Raw genomic sequence first — 16,894 nt, forward strand, 5'->3', positions numbered from 1 at the left:
AACATGAAGGATCGGGCCGGGGAAGACTACGGCGAGGCGCTTGCGGCCGCTTCCGTGCTCGTAATCGACGACGAACCCGGAATGCGCAACTTCCTGACCAAGATCGTCGGGGCGCGCGTCAAGCGGATCGAAGCGGCCGCCTCTCCGGCGGAAGCCACGCGGCTTCTCGACGAGGCGCATTTCGACATTGTCATTCTCGACAATATCATGCCGGGCAAGACCGGGCTCGAATGGGTGACGGAGCAGCAAAGGCGCGGCTTCTTTGCCGACGTGATCCTGATCACGGCCTATGCCGACCTCGAGACCGCGATCGCCGCGCTGCGCGCGGGGGTCAGTGACTTTGTGCTCAAGCCCTTTCGGGGGAACCAGATTCTCGGGGCGCTTGCGCGCACGCTTGACCGAAAGATCCTTCGACGGGACAACACGCTGCTCAGGCGGGAGCTTTCGGCCGACGGGCTGAAAGGGCAATTGCTCGGGACATCGCCGAAGCTGGAAGACGTGCGGGGTCTGTTGCAACGGCTTGCGCCGATGTCGACGCCGGTTCTGTTTACCGGCGCAAGCGGCACCGGCAAGGAGGTCGCCGCACGCACCTTGCATCAGCTTTCGGACCGCGCCCTGAGACCCTTTGTGGCCGTGAACTGCGCCGCCATTGCGCCGGATCGGATCGCGCAAGAGCTGTTCGGCGTAATCGGGACGGAGGGCAACCGCAGTCCCGGTCTGTTTCTTTTGGCAGACAGCGGCACGCTGTTTCTTGACGAGGTGGCGCAGATGCCCGACGCGCTTCAAGCCGCGCTTTTGCGCGCGCTTGAGGATCAGCGCATCCGCGCCGTGGGGGGAGAGCGGGATATTCCGCTGAACCTGCGCTTGATGTTCGCCACCAACGCGGATCTGGGAAAAGCGGTCGAAGAGGGCCGTTTCAGGGCCGATCTCTATCACCGGATCAACGTGGTGAATGTCGAGATGCCGCATCTTCGCGACCGGGCCGAGGACATCGTCTCTCTCGCTGCGCATTTCATGGAGCAGCTTGCCACGAGTATGGGGGTCGAGCCGCTCGCGCTGGACGAGGAAACCCTGTTGAAACTGCGGCGCCATGATTGGCCGGGCAATGTGCGCGAACTGCGCAACGTGATCGAACGCTCGCTGATCCTCGGGGGCTTTCCGGAAGAGTTTGCGGGCAGTGGTGCCGTGACTGGCGCACGGGCCATTGAGGATCTCGAGCTGATCACACAGCGCCACATCCTGCACATCCTGGACCGCTGCGGTGGCAACCGCGCGGAGGCGGCGCGACGCCTTGGCGTGTCGCGCAAGACGATCGACCGGAAGGTGGCCACCTGGGATCTCTGAAGTCGGGGCTTTGGCGGCGGTGTGCGGGTCTGGCCATGCCGCGACAGGCGGGAAGGGGGCGGGCTATTGCGCCGCCGCGTCCAGCGCTTCCGCCGCGGGCAACCAGACAGTGAACACAGCGCCACCGGCGGAGCCGTTCTCCACACTGATCAGGCCGCCGGCGCGTTGCACCAGCGTTTGACTGATGGACAAGCCCAGGCCCGTGCCTTCCCCGATCTTCGTCGTGTAGAAGGGGTCAAACACGGCGTCGATCCGTTCCGGCGAGATACCGGGCCCCGTGTCGCACACGATCAGGCGCGTCCCGTCAACTTCGTTCTGCTGGGCGGGTTCCACGGCAATCGAAAGCACCCCGCCCTCGTCCATGGCCTGCGCTGCGTTGATGAACAGGTTGATCATGACCTGCTGGATCTCGCCGGGATCAATGCGCACATGCGGCGCGGAAGCGAAGGTGGTGTCCACGGTAATGGCCTTGCGCGACAGAACGTGGTCGACGAGGATCAGACAATCCGTAACCACGTCCCGAAGCGCCACGGTTTCCGTATCGGCTGAATACTCGCCCGGTCGGGCGAATTGCAGAAGCTTGCCGACAATCGCCCCGATCCGGGAGATCTGGCGGTCGATCAAGTCGAGTTCGGTCTCGACCGGCCTGGATGCAGGCCCAAGCACGTCACGGATCACATCCACATTGCCCTGTATGACGGCAACCGGATTGTTGATTTCATGCGCAACCCCGGCGGTGATTTCGCCGATAGAGGCGAGCTTTTCGCTCATCACAAGCTGGCGGAAGGTGGCTTCGATTTTCGCATTGGCGTCTCGCAGTTCCGCTGTGCGGGCCTCTACACGTTCGTTGAGGATCCGGTCACGGTCCTGCACTTCGCGCAGCAGCGCGTCGAGATGGCTCGCCACTGTCCCGATCTCATCGCGGGATCCCGTTTCGCCAATCCGGGCGGAAAGGTCGCCGTTCTCGAACCGGCTCATCGTCTGTGTCATCCGCTCCAGCGGCGCGAAAATCCCCTTGGCCAACTTCAGAAAGAGTGGAATCGACAGGACGAGGACAAAGCCGAAGGCGCCCAGCATCCAGAAATAGGCCGACCGCTTTGCTGCGGCGAAGGGCGCTTCGAGAAAGCCGACATAGAGCATGCCGACACGATCTCCGAAGCTGTCGAGAATCGGCAGATAGCCGGATATATACCAGCGGTTAACCACGAAGGCGCGATCGAGCCACGTATGCCCCTCGTCCAGCACCGCGCCGCGCACGGCAGCAGAGACCCGCGTGCCAAGCGCTCTGACGTCCTCGAACAGGCGCACATTGGTCGACACGCGCACATCGTCGAGGAACAGGGTCGCGGTGCCCTGGCGATCACCGCCCGTGACCGCGTTGAGATAGACCAACGCGTTGATGGTATCGATGAAATCGAGATTGCGGTTAAGCAGGATGCCCGCAACTAGCACGCCCTGCATGCCGGGCACGGAGACCGGGCTGGCCCCATGAACGATCATGCCGCGGTCTTCGGCGGCGCGGTCCGTCGGGATCGCCGCTTGCGTCGGGATCAAATCGATCCGCGCGCGGTCCGAGAGCCCCGGCGCGCGGGCGTCCAGCGCTTCGGGGGACAGCACATCAATGGCGGCGCTTGCCTGACCCGCTCGGGCCTTGGCGATCACCGGCCACGGGCTCTCCGCCTGATCCGGCAGGAAATACAAGAAATCCATGCCGAGGGCCCGGCGGCGGGATTCCAGGAACCGATCTCGAGAATCCACGCCATCGGCCGCCGCCGCGGCCAAGGCAGCCGATCCGGCGAGATTTTCGAGATCTGTGCCGGTCTCCGCAAGCAGGCGCGCAAGGTATTGTTCCGCGATCCTGAGATCGCTTTCCACATTGGCGATCAGGACACGGTCATAATCCGCGGTCCAACGCGCCATGCCTGCCACCAGCAGCAGCGGCATCAAGACGATCAAGGGCAGGAGCGCCAGAACAAGCAGGCGAAGGCGGACGGAGGTCATAACTGGAGCTTTTTTGTTTCAAAGGCAGCTTAACGGTCTTCCGACGCGCCGCAAAGCGTCGCTGCTGTGGTCCGGTTGTTAAAGTTGGATGGAAATTCAGCAAGTTGATCAGAAAAGGATAACCTTTTCTCAAGGCTTTGGGCCGCTTTATGGCCATGTCGTGTCGTAGCGCGATCGGTGCCGCCCCGGATTGGCGAGCAAAGGGGATTTGAGCATGAACACTTGGAGCAACGCGCAAGCACCGGTTTTGGCGGGGTTCGATATGGCCTCCACAATTGTCGATCAATTCGATGAGCCGCTTCTGACCGCGCTTATCGTTGACGACAGCAGGTTCGACCGCGCCCGCCTCAAGAGGCTGTGTTTGCGATCCGGCATGAAGGTTGAAGTGGTCGAGGCTGCCACGCTTGCGGAGATGCGCGCGGCGATGGACAAGACCGAATTCGATCTTGTCTTTCTGGATTACAATCTGGGGCTGGATACGGGACTTGACGCACTCCGGCTTGTTCTTGCCCATCCCGATCAGGAGCAGGCAATCCCGATCATGGTGACGTGCATCGCGCGGCACGACGTGGTTGTCGAAGCGATGCGCAGGGGCTGTGCTGATTATCTCGTCAAGGAAGAACTGAGCGAGGATCAGCTCCGGAAGTCGGTAACCACCGCGATCGAGCGGCGTGTCTTGTTGGCTGCGCTTATGGACGCCCGCACGTTCCGGAACAGTGTGGAGCGCACGATCACGCGCTTTTCGCGCACCTGCGGGCCTGAGATGCGGGCGATCATATCCTCCATGCTCCGTACGCTTCGCTCGCTGCAGCGCCAAGATGCGATTGATCCGGTCCTGCGCCCGGAACTGACCATGCTTGAACGTGGGGCGAAGGATATCGTCGTGTTCCTTGATGAGCTTGTCAGCTTGGTGGACGGCGCGCTGGACGAGGCGCATCGATCTGACGACGCTGGCAAGAACCGGAATTGAAGGGCGAGGCCGTTGCGCTGTCCTGTTTGGTCGATGAGCAGAAGCCGCTGCCCATGCTTGGGACATCGCCTGGGCCTGATCCCGACAGACCTGTGATTGACCGGCGCGACGCTTGCGCAACGCGATTTGAATCCAATCTCTGGATGTCGGCGATGCTGCGGTCCGGCGCTGTGGATGGCGTCTGGACCATGGACATCGAAGACGACCGGAACCTCTGGATCAATGATGAGTTCTGGGGTCTGCTGGGCGCGCAGACGCCCGGTCCGCTTGCCGTGTATGACGCTTTTCGGGCTTTGATGTTTCACCGTGATTTGCCGGCAATGCGGGACAGCCTCGTGCAATTGCGCGCCAATCCTAACCGACCCGTTGATCAGATTTGCCGGTTTCGACACGTAAACGGAGCAACGGTTTGGTTGCGGTTTCGCGGCAGCATAACACGCGAGGACAGCGGCCAATCACGGCGCGTGATCGGTGCCTACTCTGATATTTCGGAGCAAAAGAGGCTTGAAGAGAAGCTTCTTGCAAGCCGACGTGACTGCGCCCGCGGGCATGGCGAGCTTCGAGCCTTTGCCTATGGGGTTTCACATGATCTCAAAGCGCCGGTGAACATGGCCAAAATGCTGATCGGTGAAGTTCTCGCCGACGAGGTCGGATGCCTGTCCGCCGACCAGACGGACCTGCTCAATCACACCAGCTGCGCCATCGATCGCATGGGAGATCTGATCGAGGGCGTCCTGGAGTATGCGCATCTGGTCGGGGAGGCACCGACGACCCGTTGGCTCGACCTGAACCTCTGCCTTCGGGATGTGCTGGACGATCTCGATCCTCTGATCGCACAATCCGGAGGGCGCATCAAAATCGGGCCGTTGCCTTCGATCGAGGGTGACGCTCAACAGATCGCAACTCTGTTTCGGAACCTGATCGACAACGCGTTGCGATATGTGGACGAAGATACCGCCCCACATGTTGAGGTTTCCGGCCACAGCTCCGAAGGTCAGGTCAAAATTCGGATTGCCGACAATGGGTGCGGGATCGAACCGCGCCATTATACGCGCATTTTCGCCATGTTCGCGCGCCTCCATACCCGTGATCGCCATACTGGCAATGGACTGGGTCTTGCTGTGTGCGAACGGGTGGCGCGCAATCACATGGGGCGCATTGTCGTTGAGTCGATCCCCGCAAAAGGCAGTATCTTCACGGTGATCCTTCCTCAGGAGCCTAGCCCATGCAAAACGCATTGAAACCCGCCCTTGGCCGCGCCATGCCGCAAAAGATCGATACCGTTCTGACAATCGATGATGACGATGTGGAGCAGATGTTGATAAAGCGGATCTTGGTCCGTTCGGGCATGGTTGGCGACGTGATCCAGTTCCGCGCCGCCGAAGCCGCACTGGAATTCTTGCAAGACCCCAGCCATCCGCATATCGATGTCATTCTTCTCGATATCAATATGCCGCGTATGAACGGGTTCGAATTCCTCGAAAGCGCTGCGCGCAACTGCAACCTCGATTCCGTGGGCTGTATCGTGGTGATGTTGACAACATCGCTGGATCCGGGGGACCGCGCGCGCGCGAATGCTTTTGGGATTGTGAAGGACTATATCGCCAAGCCGCTGGATTTCGATGATCTCCATAGGATCAGGGCTCTTCTGGACGATCGGTCTGCGGCGGCGCATTGAAACCGGTGTGCCGCAAGGCGCGCTCTTAACGAGGCGCGGTGTATCGCGCGTGCACAACGTCAAGCGAAGGAAGCGCGCTCCCCGCAAGAACGGACTGAATGGCGCGTGGATCTGCGCATATCGTAAAAGAGAGCCAGGGTGATCCCGGCTTTGCAGACCGCCAGAGCATCTGCGGATGTCTGGTCGTGCGAGGTTCGTCGTGCGCTGGCGGACAACAACAATCCTTTCACGCCACACGCCAGTGTCGGCGCCCGCATCCCTGGCGGCGCAGGAATGGAGTTGGGGACCGTATCCTTTGTCGAACTGCTGCGGCGGGCATCGTGCAACCCGACGTGGCAGCCATGTTGGCGCCCCCGTGCAGAAAGACCGCTCGCATCGATCTCACGGCGCTGTTCCGAAAGCAGCAATCGGCGGCCGCAGTGCTTTCCGATACGGCGAAGACCGGTTAGCGTTTTTCGGACGAGATTCCAGAGCCGAAAGGATGCCGTGATGACCAAACCACTTTCGGGAATACGGGTTCTGGATGTGACCAATGTGCTGGCAGGGCCGTTCTGTTGCCATCAGCTGGCCCATATGGGAGCTGAGGTCATCAAGATCGAAACGCCTGAGCGTGGAGACCTCGCGCGCAGGCTCGGCGCCGATCCGGCGCTCAGCGAACACGCAATGGGCGTATCCTTTCTGGCGCAGAACGCGGGCAAACACTCGGTCACGGTCAATCTCAAGCATCCGGACGGCAAGGCTCTCTTCCGCCGGCTTGCGAAGAGTGCCGATGTTCTGGTCGAGAACTTCAGACCCGGCGTGATGGACCGGCTCGGCGTTGGATACGAGACGTTGAAGGAGGATCGGCCAGAGCTTGTCTACTGCGCGATCACCGGCTTCGGGCAAGATGGGCCGTGGAAAGACCGGCCCGCCTATGACCAGATCGTCCAGGGCATGTCGGGCGCCATGGAAACCACCGGGCAGCCGGAGGGCGGTCCGCAAAGGATTGGTTATCCGGTGGCCGATACGGTGGGCGGGATGACGGCGGCTTTTGCGGTCGCGGCGGCGCTCAACGCGCGACCGCGCGGGGGATATATTGATGTGTCCATGCTGGAATCAGTGCTCGCCACAATGGGCTGGGCGGTCTCCAACCATCTCATTGCCGGGGTGGCTCCTGCGCGCATGGGCAACGAAAATCCCACCTCGGCCCCCTCGGGCCTGTTTCGTACCGCCGCAGGAGATCTGAACATCGCGGCCAACAAGGAGGAGCAATGGGTCGCCCTGACCGATCATCTCGGGCTGCCGCATCTGCGGGATGATCCCGATTACGCCACGCGCGAAAACCGCAAGGCAAACAGGGTGGCCCTCAAGAAGGCGCTTGAAACGGTTCTGACCACCCGCGCCGCCGATGATTGGGAGGCGGAGCTGAACGCATTGGGCATTCCTGCCGGGGCGGTCCTGACAGTGCCGCAAGTCCTCAAGGCGCCACAGGTTGCGGAGCGCGGCTTTCTTGAGACCTTTGATTCCGTGCCCGGCGTTCCGGGTCCGGTGACCGTTGCCAGCACGGGGATCAAGCTCGATGGTGCACCGCTTCACGTCGCGACGCCACCACCCGCGCTTGGCGCGGACACGGATCACGTGTTGCGAGAGCTGGGTTTGTCGTCGCAAGAGGTTCATGCATTGCGCAAGTCTGGGGCAATTTGAGCAATTGTGCCGGGATAACCCGCGTCAGGGCCTGCGCGGCACGGGGTCCTGCTGCCCTTTTCGCCTCAAAATTGTGCGACTGGGTTCGTTGCGCCTAAAATTCCGCCTTATTCGCCCGCCGTGGACGCAATCCATGCCGATGGACTCCGGTTGGGGCAGCAACAACATCATGGTGCAGATGCGAGCGCTCCGGCGCTTGTCGTAATCGCGCGGCGGCGTCGGCCTGGAACTCCAAACGCCACCGCACTCGCAACCAAAATTGCGTCGCGTGGATATGGTGTCTTGCAGCCGCAATGACAATAGCGCCGACGCCCCACGATCCTTGGGAGATCTGCCTTGACCCACCGTTTTGCCCTGTCCGCTGCCGCGGCCCTGATGACCAGTGTTGCTGCTCCGGCCTTTGCACAGGACGTGTCCTGCCCGATCAAAGTTGGCGTTCTGCACTCTTTGTCCGGCACCATGGCCATTTCTGAAACAACCCTCAAAGACACGATGGAGATGCTGATCGAACAGCAGAACGACGCGGGCGGCCTTCTGGGCTGCGACGTCGAAGCCGTCGTGGTCGATCCGGCATCCGACTGGCCGCTTTTTGCGGAAAAGGCCCGCGAACTGCTCACGGTGCATGATGTCGATGTCATCTTTGGCAACTGGACATCGGTGAGCCGGAAATCCGTTCTGCCCGTGATCGAGGAACTCAACGGCCTGCTCTTCTACCCGGTGCAGTATGAGGGCGAGGAAAGCTCCAAGAACGTCTTTTACACCGGCGCGGCGCCGAACCAACAAGCCATCCCCGCGACGGATTACTTCCTCGAAGAGCTCGGCGTCGAGAAATTTGCGCTGCTCGGCACGGACTACGTCTACCCGCGCACGACAAACAACATTCTCGAAAGCTATCTCCAGGACAAGGGGATCGCCTCTGAGGATATCTTCGTCAACTATACGCCGTTCGGTCACTCCGACTGGTCCAAGATCGTGGCGGATGTGGTTGCCCTCGGCGCAGATGGCAAGAAGGTCGGTGTGATCTCGACCATCAATGGGGATGCCAATGTCGGTTTCTACAAGGAACTCGCGGCCGCCGGTGTCAGCGCCGATGATATCCCGGTCGTCGCCTTCTCCGTTGGTGAGGAAGAGCTGTCCGGTCTCGATACGACAAACCTTGTGGGCCACCTGGCCGCGTGGAACTATTTCCAGTCCGCCGACACCGATGCCAATGCCGAATGGATTGCGGCGTGGAAGTCCCGCATGGGCGAAGAGCGCGTGACCAATGATCCGATGGAAGCGCATTACATCGGCTTCAACATGTGGGTGAACGCGGTGACCGATGCGGGCACCACCGATGTCGATGCCGTGCGCACGGCGATGCATGGCCAGGAATTCCCCAACCTGACCGGCGGTACCGCCGTGATGTTGCCCAACCATCACCTCGCGAAGCCGGTTCTGATCGGTGAAATCCAGGAAGACGGGCAGTTCGACATCATTTCCCAAACCGAAGAGGTGCCCGGCGATGCATGGACCGACTTCCTCCCGGAATCCGCGGTGCTGAAGTCCGACTGGAAGGATCTTGGTTGCGGGATGTACAACACCGAGACAGAGACCTGCGTGCAGATCAAATCCAACTACTGATGCCGCAAACGCGACGTCGCCTCATGTGGCAGCGTCCGCGCTTTCCGAGGGGCCGGTGCGCCGGCCCTTCGACCGACAGTCTTCCTCAAAAGGACAATCCCGATGTGGCTTTGGCTAAGCCGTCTCTCCGTGTGTTTCGGGCTTTTGGTCGCGCATCCCGCAATGGCGCAGGATCCCGGAGCCCCGATCCAGATGTTGCTTCAGGAGCAGGGTGAGGTCATCGCAAAATCCTCGCGCCGCACCATTGGTCCAGCCATCGACGCGCTTGCCAACAGCGGTTTCGCCGAGGCCCAGACGGTTCTGGAGCGCTGGCAGGACAAGGCGATGTGGGTCAATGAGGAGACCGGGCTCTTCGTGTTTGCCGAAGAAATCGACCGCGATACGATCCGTATCTTCGATCCGGCGGATGGATCGGAGATCGGCGTTGTGCCCGATGACGATTACAAGCAACTCAAACCCAATAGCGGCATTCGCGGTATGATTGCCGCGGCACTGGTGCAGTTTCAGCTCGGCGATCCCGATGCAACCGTGCGGGCGACGGCTCTGGACGCAATCGAAAGGGACCCGGAACCCGCGCATCTCATGGCTCTGCGCGCTGCCGGAGAAGAAACCGATCCAGCGCTCTTGGTGCGCAAGGCGCGGCTGGAGCGCTTGCTGACCATTCGATTCGGGGCCTCCGAAGATGCGCGAATCGAAGCCATCCAGAGCTTCGCGGGAGACCTCGGGGTCGATGTGCGCGCGGCGCTCAATCCTCTGGTCAACACCAGCCTGCGCGTCGCGGAGGCCGCACCCGAAGACGCGGCGCGCGTGCTCGCACCGGGGTCGGAGGCACTGCCGAAGGATCAGGCCTATGATCTTCTCGTCAGTGAAGCACTGGCCCCGCCGCCGCTTGCCCCGGATGCCAAGCGACAGGCGCTCATCGACAACAGCGATGGATCTGCCGTCGCCGGAATTGCCGTTGCGAGCCTCGACACGGAAGCCGCCCGCGATCTCGCATATGCCGCGCTGGTCGAACAAGGGCTGGCCGAGCCCGCAGCCACCGGGCTTGAAATCGAGACGGCACTGGAGCGGTTTGTCTTTTTCGAGATTTACACCGGCGCGCCCGTTGCCGTCGCGCTTGCCGCACAGGAGGCGTTGGACGCAATCGAGGCCAAGGTCGCGCTCAACCAGGCGGCCGATCTGGCCCTGGACGCGATTTCGCTCGCGTCGATCTATTTCCTGGCCGCGATCGGTCTGGCCATCACCTTCGGCGTGATGGGGGTGATCAACATGGCCCATGGCGAATTCATCATGATGGGGGCTTATACCGGTTTCGTCGTGCAACAGGTCGTTCCCGACTACACGCTGTCGATCATCCTCGCGATTCCGATTGCCTTCGCGGTCACCTTCGCCGCCGGCGTGGCCATGGAGCGGCTTGTGATCCGTTGGCTTTATCACCGGCCGCTGGAAACGCTTCTGGCAACCTTTGGGGTGTCCATCGCCCTCCAACAGATCGCCAAGAACATTTTCGGCACGCAAGCCCGTCCGCTGACATCGCCGGGCTGGCTCGATGGCAGCCTCGTCTTCAATGACATCGTCTCGATCAGCTATATCCGCATCGCGATTTTTGTGCTCGCGATCCTCTTTCTCCTTCTCTTTCTGTTTGTGATGAACCGCACCCGGCTCGGCCTCGAAGTCAGGGCGGTGACACAGAACCCGCGGATGGCCGCTTCCATGGGCATCAACCCCGACAAGATCAACATGCTGACCTTCGGCCTCGGCTCCGGCATTGCCGGGATCGCGGGCGTCGCCATTGGTCTCTACGCCAAGGTCACGTCCGAAATGGGCGCTGATTACATCGTGCAAAGCTTCATGACCGTTGTCGTTGGCGGGGTCGGGAACATCTGGGGCACGTTGCTTGGGGCCACGCTGGTCGGCACCCTGCAAAAGGGAATCGAATGGCTCAACCCGTCCAACACATTGGCAGCGCAGACCTACATGATCCTCTTCATCATCCTGTTCATCCAGGTTCGCCCGCGCGGTATCATCGCCCTCAAGGGAAGGGCCGCAGACGCATGACCGTTCTTCGTCCAGACCACCGCCTCGCCCGGTCCGACACGCTACGCGCCCAGGCCTCCCCGTGGTGCACCGGCTCTGTTTCTTCTGTCGGAAAATACTCCGGGGGTTTGGGGGCTGCGCCCCCATCCGGCGCCGCAGGCGCCCACAAGAAAACGCGAGGGTGCCGCCCATGACCGATGCTGCGCTCACCATGCCCCGCCGAGCCTTCATTCAACGGCATCCGGCCGTTCTTGTCTTTCTCGCCTGCCTCGCGCTCTTCACGCTGGCTGTCACTCTGCTCGCGGAAGGAACCGGGACCGGCGTGATCTCGACCAGCTTCGTCAAGACCCTCGGCAAGACGCTGTGCCTTTGCCTCGTTGCTCTGGCGATGGACCTGGTTTGGGGATATTGCGGGATCCTCTCGCTTGGACATATGGCGTTTTTCGGGCTGGGGGGCTACGCGATCGGCATGTGGCTGATGTATGCCCGCACGGAAATCATCGTGGCCGAAAGCCTCGCACAGGCGCCATTGCCTCCGACACCGGATGAAATACGCGACGGTATCGCCACCCAGATCTTTGGCGTGGTCGGTGCCTCTGAATTCCCGCCGATCTGGGCTCTGGCGCATTCGCTGCCACTGCAATTGGCGGCCGTTGTGCTTGTGCCGGGTCTTCTGGCGCTGGTGTTCGGCTGGCTTGCGTTCCGCAGCCGCGTGACCGGCGTCTATCTCTCGATCCTGACGCAGGCCATGACCCTCGCGCTGGCGCTTTATCTGTTCCAAAACGACAGCGGGCTGCGAGGCAACAACGGATTGTCCGGTCTGCAAAACCTGCCCGGCCTCGGCGACGTGCCGCAATCCACCGTTTCCATGTGGTTCTTCTGGGCCTCGGCTGTCGCGCTCGGCGCGGGCTTCCTGCTTTGCACCTGGATCGTTTCCGGCAAGTTCGGCTCCGTCATACGGGCGATCCGGGACGATGAAACGCGGGTGCGCTTCCTCGGCTATCCCGTGGAGGCCTACAAGCTTGTGATCTTTACGGTCACGGCTGTAATCGCAGGCATCGCAGGCGCGCTCTACTATCCGCAGGCCGGGATCATCAACCCGGCGGAGATTGCCCCGATTGCGTCGATCTACCTCGCGGTCTGGGTCGCCATCGGCGGGCGTGGCCGTCTTTACGGCGCAGTCATCGGCGCGGCGTTCGTATCGTTGCTCTCCACGTGGTTCACCGGCGGTCAGGCGCCCGATATCCCGCTGGGGTTCTACACCATCAAATGGGTTGATTGGTGGACGGTCCTGTTGGGGTTCAGCTTCGTTGGCGTCACGCTTTTCGCGCCGAAAGGGATCGGGGGTCTGTTCGACTGGATTGCGGACAAGCGCAGTCCCGACAGGCATGGCGCCGATCTCGGGCCCGATCAGGGCGCGCTGCGGGAACAGGAGGCCGAGCGATGAGCACGCTTCTCGAAGTGTCCGGTGTTTCGGTGAGCTTTGACGGCTTCAAGGCGATCAACAATCTTGCCTTTCAGATCGGTGAGCGCGAGCTGCGCGCCGTGATCGGCCCCAACGGGGCGGGGAAGACAACCTTCATGGACATCATCACCGGCAAGACGAGACCGGATGAGGGCCGCGTGCTCTACGGGGAAAAGTCGCTGTCGCTGACAGGTCTGAGCGAGGCGCGCATCGCGCGCGAGGGGGTGGGCCGCAAGTTTCAGCGCCCGACCGTCTTCGAAGACCAGACCGTTGCCGAAAACCTGATGCTCGCGCTCCGCAACAACCGCAACCCTCTGGCCGTTCTGTTCTCGTCTCCGAACCGCGCAGACCATACCCGCGTTGGCGAATTGGCCGAGGAAGTCGGCCTCACGGCGCATCTTGGCCGCAAATCCGGTGAGCTGAGCCACGGGCAGAAACAGTGGCTCGAAATCGGCATGCTTCTTGCGCAGGAGCCGCGCCTGCTGCTGGTGGACGAGCCAGCGGCGGGGATGACCCCCGCGGAGCGCGAACACACCACCGACCTGCTGGTCGAGGCCGCCAAGACCCGCGCCGTCGTTGTGGTCGAGCACGACATGGCCTTTGTCCGCAGGCTCGGCTGCAAGGTCACCGTGCTGCACGAAGGGTCGGTTCTTGCAGAAGGCAGCATCGATCACGTCACGCAGGACGAAAAAGTCATCGAGGTATATCTTGGCCGCTGAGATCCTGAAAACCGAAGCGCTCACGCTGCATTACGGCGGGAGCCAGATCCTCAACGGGATCGACCTGACCGCGCGTCAGGGTGAGGTAACCTGTGTCATGGGCACCAACGGGGTCGGCAAGACCAGCCTGCTCAAGGCGCTCTCGGGCACCCACCCGCGCTCCGGCGGGCGGTATGTGCTGGCGGGTGAGGCTATCGACCGCGCCTCGGCCCACGCGCTAGCGCAAAAGGGCGTGGCCTATGTCCCGCAAGGCCGCGAAATCTTCCCGTTCCTGACCGTGCAGGAGAATCTCGAGACCGGATTTGCCTGTTTGCCGCGCGCCGAGCGTGGTGTTCCGGAAGAGATTTTCGAGCTCTTCCCGATCCTGAAAGAGTTCCTAGCGCGGCGCGGCGGCGACCTCTCGGGTGGTCAGCAACAGCAGCTCGCCATCGCGCGGGCCCTGATCACACGTCCCAAGGTTCTGCTTCTCGACGAGCCGACCGAAGGGATTCAGCCGAACATCATCCAGCAGATCGGGGAAGTCATCAAACGCCTGCGGACGCGGGGCGACATGGCCATCATCCTGGTTGAGCAATACTTTGATTTTGCTCTTGAACTTGGGGATCATTTCACCGTTCTGGAGCGCGGATCCAAGACCTATGAGGCGCGCAAAACGGATGTGAACCGCGAGACCCTGCTCGCCGCCGTCTCTGTCTGAAACGCCCCAACCAAGCGCGTGAAGCGCGCGTGCGCTCGGGCACAAAACGATATCAACCCTTGCCGAAACCGGTTTCGGAGCCGATGCTCTGATTCGGGAGGTGTTTGGCTTGGACCAGACGAATGGGAGCATCACGACATCGCGGTTGCCGCCGCAGCGCGTCACGATTGCGCAGCTGGCGGATAAGCTGGGCCTGACCAAAGGCACGGTGAGCCGCGCGCTTAACGGCTATCCGGATATCGCCGATGCCACGCGTTTGCGGGTGCAGCGGCAGGCGGAGCGCATGGGCTATCGCCCCCTGACGCAGGCCCAGGCGATCCGGACGGGCCGAACCCGGGCGCTGGGCCTTGTGCTTCAGTCCGACATCCCCGGCGGTCAGCGGCCTTTCCTGTCGGATTTCCTTGCCGGCATTTCCAGCACGGCTTCCGAGCAGTCCTGGACCCTGACCTTTGCAACCGCATCCAGTGGGCCGGAGATGCTGGGCACCCTCGAAAGGCTTGTGCACGAGCGCAAGGCGGACGGATTCATCCTGCCCCGGACGCTCAGGCATGATCCACGCGCGGACTTGTTGCGTCAGCTCGACGTGCCGTTCGTTTTGTATGGCCGCGTCGCGGATCCGGAAGGATGCGCATGGTTCGATATCCTTGGCGAGGATGCGATCCGGCAGGCCGTCTTGCGTATGGCGGGGCATGGGCATCGGCGCATCGCCTTTGTCAATGGTGGCGCGGTCTACAATTTCAGCGCGCTGCGCGAAGACGGGTTTCGTCAGGGTATGGCCGAAGCGGCTCTGGCCGTGGATGAGTCCCTGATGCTGGAAGGTGCGATGACGCGCCAATCCGGTGCCGCGGCCACGTCCAGACTGTTGACGATGCCGTTGCCGCCCACGGGTATCGTCTTTGCCACCGATGCGGCCGCGCTTGGCGCTTACGACGCCGCCGAGACACTTGGTCTGGAGGTGGGGCAGGACGTTTCGGTGATCTCGTATGACGGAATCCCCGAGGGGGCATGGGCCCGCCCGCCGCTGACAACCTTCAACGTGGACAGCCGTGCGGCCGGGCAACGGCTCGCGGGCCTGCTCATCAGACGTATCGAGGGGGCTGCGCCGGAGGCGCTGCGTGAAACCGCTCAAGCCTTTCTCAAGATCGGCGGGTCCGACGGTCCGCCTCGGCATGCGCCCGAGGCTTTGGCCGCGCGGATCCAAAGCTGACCAAGAACGCAGATAACCAACACTGTCATCCATGGGAGGAAAGACATGACATCCACTTTGACCCGAACGGCCAGGCTTCTGACGACAGCCTCTGTGGGCGTTGCGCTGAGCGCGATGGCCGCAAGTGCCGATATTCGCTTCTGGACCACGGAGGAACAGCCCGAGCGCCTTGCCAAACAAGAAGAAATGGCGGCCGCGTTCGAAGCGGAGACGGGTATTGCCGTCGAAGTAATCCCCGTGACCGAAAGCGACCTCGGCACACGGGCCACTGCTGCCTTTGCCGCTGGTGACCTTCCGGATGTGATCTATCACACGCTGCAATATGCGCTGCCCTGGGTTGAGGCAGGCATTCTTGACGCCGAGGCCGCGACCGAGGTGGTCGATGCGCTGGGCCGCGATACCTTTGCCGCCGGTGCCCTCGAGATGGCAGCGACAGAGGACGGGGTCGCCTCCGTGCCGGTCGATGGCTGGACGCAGATGATCGTCTATCGCAAGGACCTTTTCGACGAGGCGGGTCTTGAAGCCCCCACAAGCTATGCCAATGTTCTCGCCGCCATCGAAGCGCTGCACAACCCGCCGGAAATGTTTGGTTTTGTCGCCGCAACGAAGGTGGACGAAAACTTCATGAGCCAGGTTCTGGAGCATGTGTTTCTTGCCAATGGCGCCACGCCCGTTGGCCCTGAGGGGTTCACCGGCTTTGACGAGGCGCGCACGATCGAGGTGCTCGATTTCTACAAGGCGATCGCGGAAGCTTCCCCTCCGGGCGAGCTCTACTGGGATCAGTCGCGCACCCTCTACTTTGCGGGCGATGCGGCGATGATCATCTGGTCGCCGTTCATCCTCGATGAGCTGGCCGGTCTGCGCGACAGTGCACCGCCGACGATCAACGACGATCCGACCTCGCGCGATCTCGCGGCGGCGACGGGTATCGTAACCAACTTCTCCGGCCCGTCGAACCCCGATGGTGCTGCGTGGGGCGATGTGCGCTACTTCGGGATCACGGCGGATGCCGATATCGACGAGGCGCAGCAGTTCATCCAGTATTCCATGGATGCCGGCTATATGCAGACGCTGTCCATCGCGCCCGAGGGCAAGTTCCCTGTGCGTCGTGGCACGGCCGAAAACCCCACGGCATTTGTCGACGCTTGGTCCAAGCTGGATGTGGGGGTCGACAGGCGCGCGCCGCTCTCCGAGCTCTATGACGCGGCCATGATTGACGAAATCGTTGGCGGTCTGGATGTGGCACAGCGTTGGGGTGTCGCGGATGGGCAGCTTGCGCTGGCCTCCAAGATCATCAACAGCCAGGCAATCAACCGCATCGTGCGCGAATATATCGATGGGGACATCGATGCCGCTGGCGCGGTTGCCAAGATGAACGAAGAACTCGGCGCGCTGGAGTAATCCGCCGCCGTCCCGGTCCCGGCCCCGTGTGGTCGGGACCGGGAGACCTGTTGCCGAAAATGCCGCAAT

13 protein-coding genes are annotated in these 16,894 nt (G+C 62.0%); 12 read left to right on the forward strand and 1 reads right to left on the reverse strand.

Annotation, left to right across the window (positions count from 1 at the left end; all coding sequences use genetic code 11):
- The first annotated feature begins 3 nt into the window (after nucleotides 1-3).
- Nucleotides 4-1,344, forward strand: a complete 1,341-nt coding sequence (locus J1C49_RS10015; protein ID WP_227445679.1) for a sigma-54 dependent transcriptional regulator — start codon at nucleotides 4-6, stop codon at nucleotides 1,342-1,344.
- A 63-nt stretch (nucleotides 1,345-1,407) separates the two neighbouring features.
- Here the strand turns inward: J1C49_RS10015 and J1C49_RS10020 are convergent, their stop codons facing one another.
- Nucleotides 1,408-3,345: a HAMP domain-containing sensor histidine kinase gene (locus J1C49_RS10020; RefSeq protein ID WP_227445680.1), complete on the reverse strand. Its 1,938-nt coding sequence runs from the start codon at nucleotides 3,343-3,345 to the stop codon at nucleotides 1,408-1,410.
- A gap of 214 nt (nucleotides 3,346-3,559) precedes the next feature.
- Here J1C49_RS10020 and J1C49_RS10025 point away from each other — a divergent pair, with 214 nt between their 5' ends.
- From J1C49_RS10025 to J1C49_RS10075, 11 genes are all read left to right on the forward strand, one after another.
- Complete coding sequence (locus tag J1C49_RS10025; protein WP_227445681.1) at nucleotides 3,560-4,315, forward strand: response regulator; 756 nt, start codon at nucleotides 3,560-3,562, stop codon at nucleotides 4,313-4,315.
- Nucleotides 4,312-5,556 carry an ATP-binding protein gene (locus tag J1C49_RS10030; protein WP_227445682.1) on the forward strand — a complete coding sequence of 415 codons (1,245 nt, stop codon included), beginning with the start codon at nucleotides 4,312-4,314 and terminating at the stop codon, nucleotides 5,554-5,556. Before J1C49_RS10025 ends, J1C49_RS10030 begins: the two co-directional genes overlap by 4 nt.
- Nucleotides 5,541-5,993, forward strand: coding sequence for a response regulator (locus tag J1C49_RS10035; RefSeq protein ID WP_227445683.1), 453 nt, complete (start codon nucleotides 5,541-5,543; stop codon nucleotides 5,991-5,993). The genes J1C49_RS10030 and J1C49_RS10035 overlap by 16 nt, the downstream gene beginning before the upstream one ends.
- 489 nt (nucleotides 5,994-6,482) lie before the next feature.
- Entirely contained in the window at nucleotides 6,483-7,676 is a 1,194-nt protein-coding gene (locus J1C49_RS10040; protein ID WP_227445684.1) for a CaiB/BaiF CoA-transferase family protein, read from the forward strand.
- A gap of 375 nt (nucleotides 7,677-8,051) precedes the next feature.
- Entirely contained in the window at nucleotides 8,052-9,299 is a 1,248-nt protein-coding gene (gene urtA / locus J1C49_RS10045) for an urea ABC transporter substrate-binding protein (protein ID WP_227445727.1), read from the forward strand.
- Between the two features lie 102 nt (nucleotides 9,300-9,401).
- Nucleotides 9,402-11,357, forward strand: coding sequence for an urea ABC transporter permease subunit UrtB (gene urtB / locus J1C49_RS10050; RefSeq protein WP_370639395.1), 1,956 nt, complete (start codon nucleotides 9,402-9,404; stop codon nucleotides 11,355-11,357).
- 169 nt (nucleotides 11,358-11,526) lie between these two features.
- Nucleotides 11,527-12,783 carry an urea ABC transporter permease subunit UrtC gene (urtC, locus tag J1C49_RS10055; protein WP_227445685.1) on the forward strand — a complete coding sequence of 419 codons (1,257 nt, stop codon included), beginning with the start codon at nucleotides 11,527-11,529 and terminating at the stop codon, nucleotides 12,781-12,783.
- Complete coding sequence (gene urtD / locus J1C49_RS10060) at nucleotides 12,780-13,520, forward strand: urea ABC transporter ATP-binding protein UrtD (RefSeq protein WP_227445686.1); 741 nt, start codon at nucleotides 12,780-12,782, stop codon at nucleotides 13,518-13,520. Before urtC ends, urtD begins: the two co-directional genes overlap by 4 nt.
- A gap of 1 nt (nucleotide 13,521) precedes the next feature.
- Entirely contained in the window at nucleotides 13,522-14,217 is a 696-nt protein-coding gene (urtE, locus tag J1C49_RS10065) for an urea ABC transporter ATP-binding subunit UrtE (RefSeq protein ID WP_370639397.1), read from the forward strand.
- 109 nt (nucleotides 14,218-14,326) lie between these two features.
- Entirely contained in the window at nucleotides 14,327-15,424 is a 1,098-nt protein-coding gene (locus J1C49_RS10070) for a LacI family DNA-binding transcriptional regulator (protein ID WP_227445688.1), read from the forward strand.
- A gap of 45 nt (nucleotides 15,425-15,469) precedes the next feature.
- Nucleotides 15,470-16,825: an ABC transporter substrate-binding protein gene (locus tag J1C49_RS10075; protein ID WP_227445689.1), complete on the forward strand. Its 1,356-nt coding sequence runs from the start codon at nucleotides 15,470-15,472 to the stop codon at nucleotides 16,823-16,825.
- Nucleotides 16,826-16,894: the final 69 nt, after the last annotated feature.

The organism is Cognatishimia sp. F0-27, assembly GCF_020667845.1.
GTDB lineage: Bacteria > Pseudomonadota > Alphaproteobacteria > Rhodobacterales > Rhodobacteraceae > JAFMPQ01.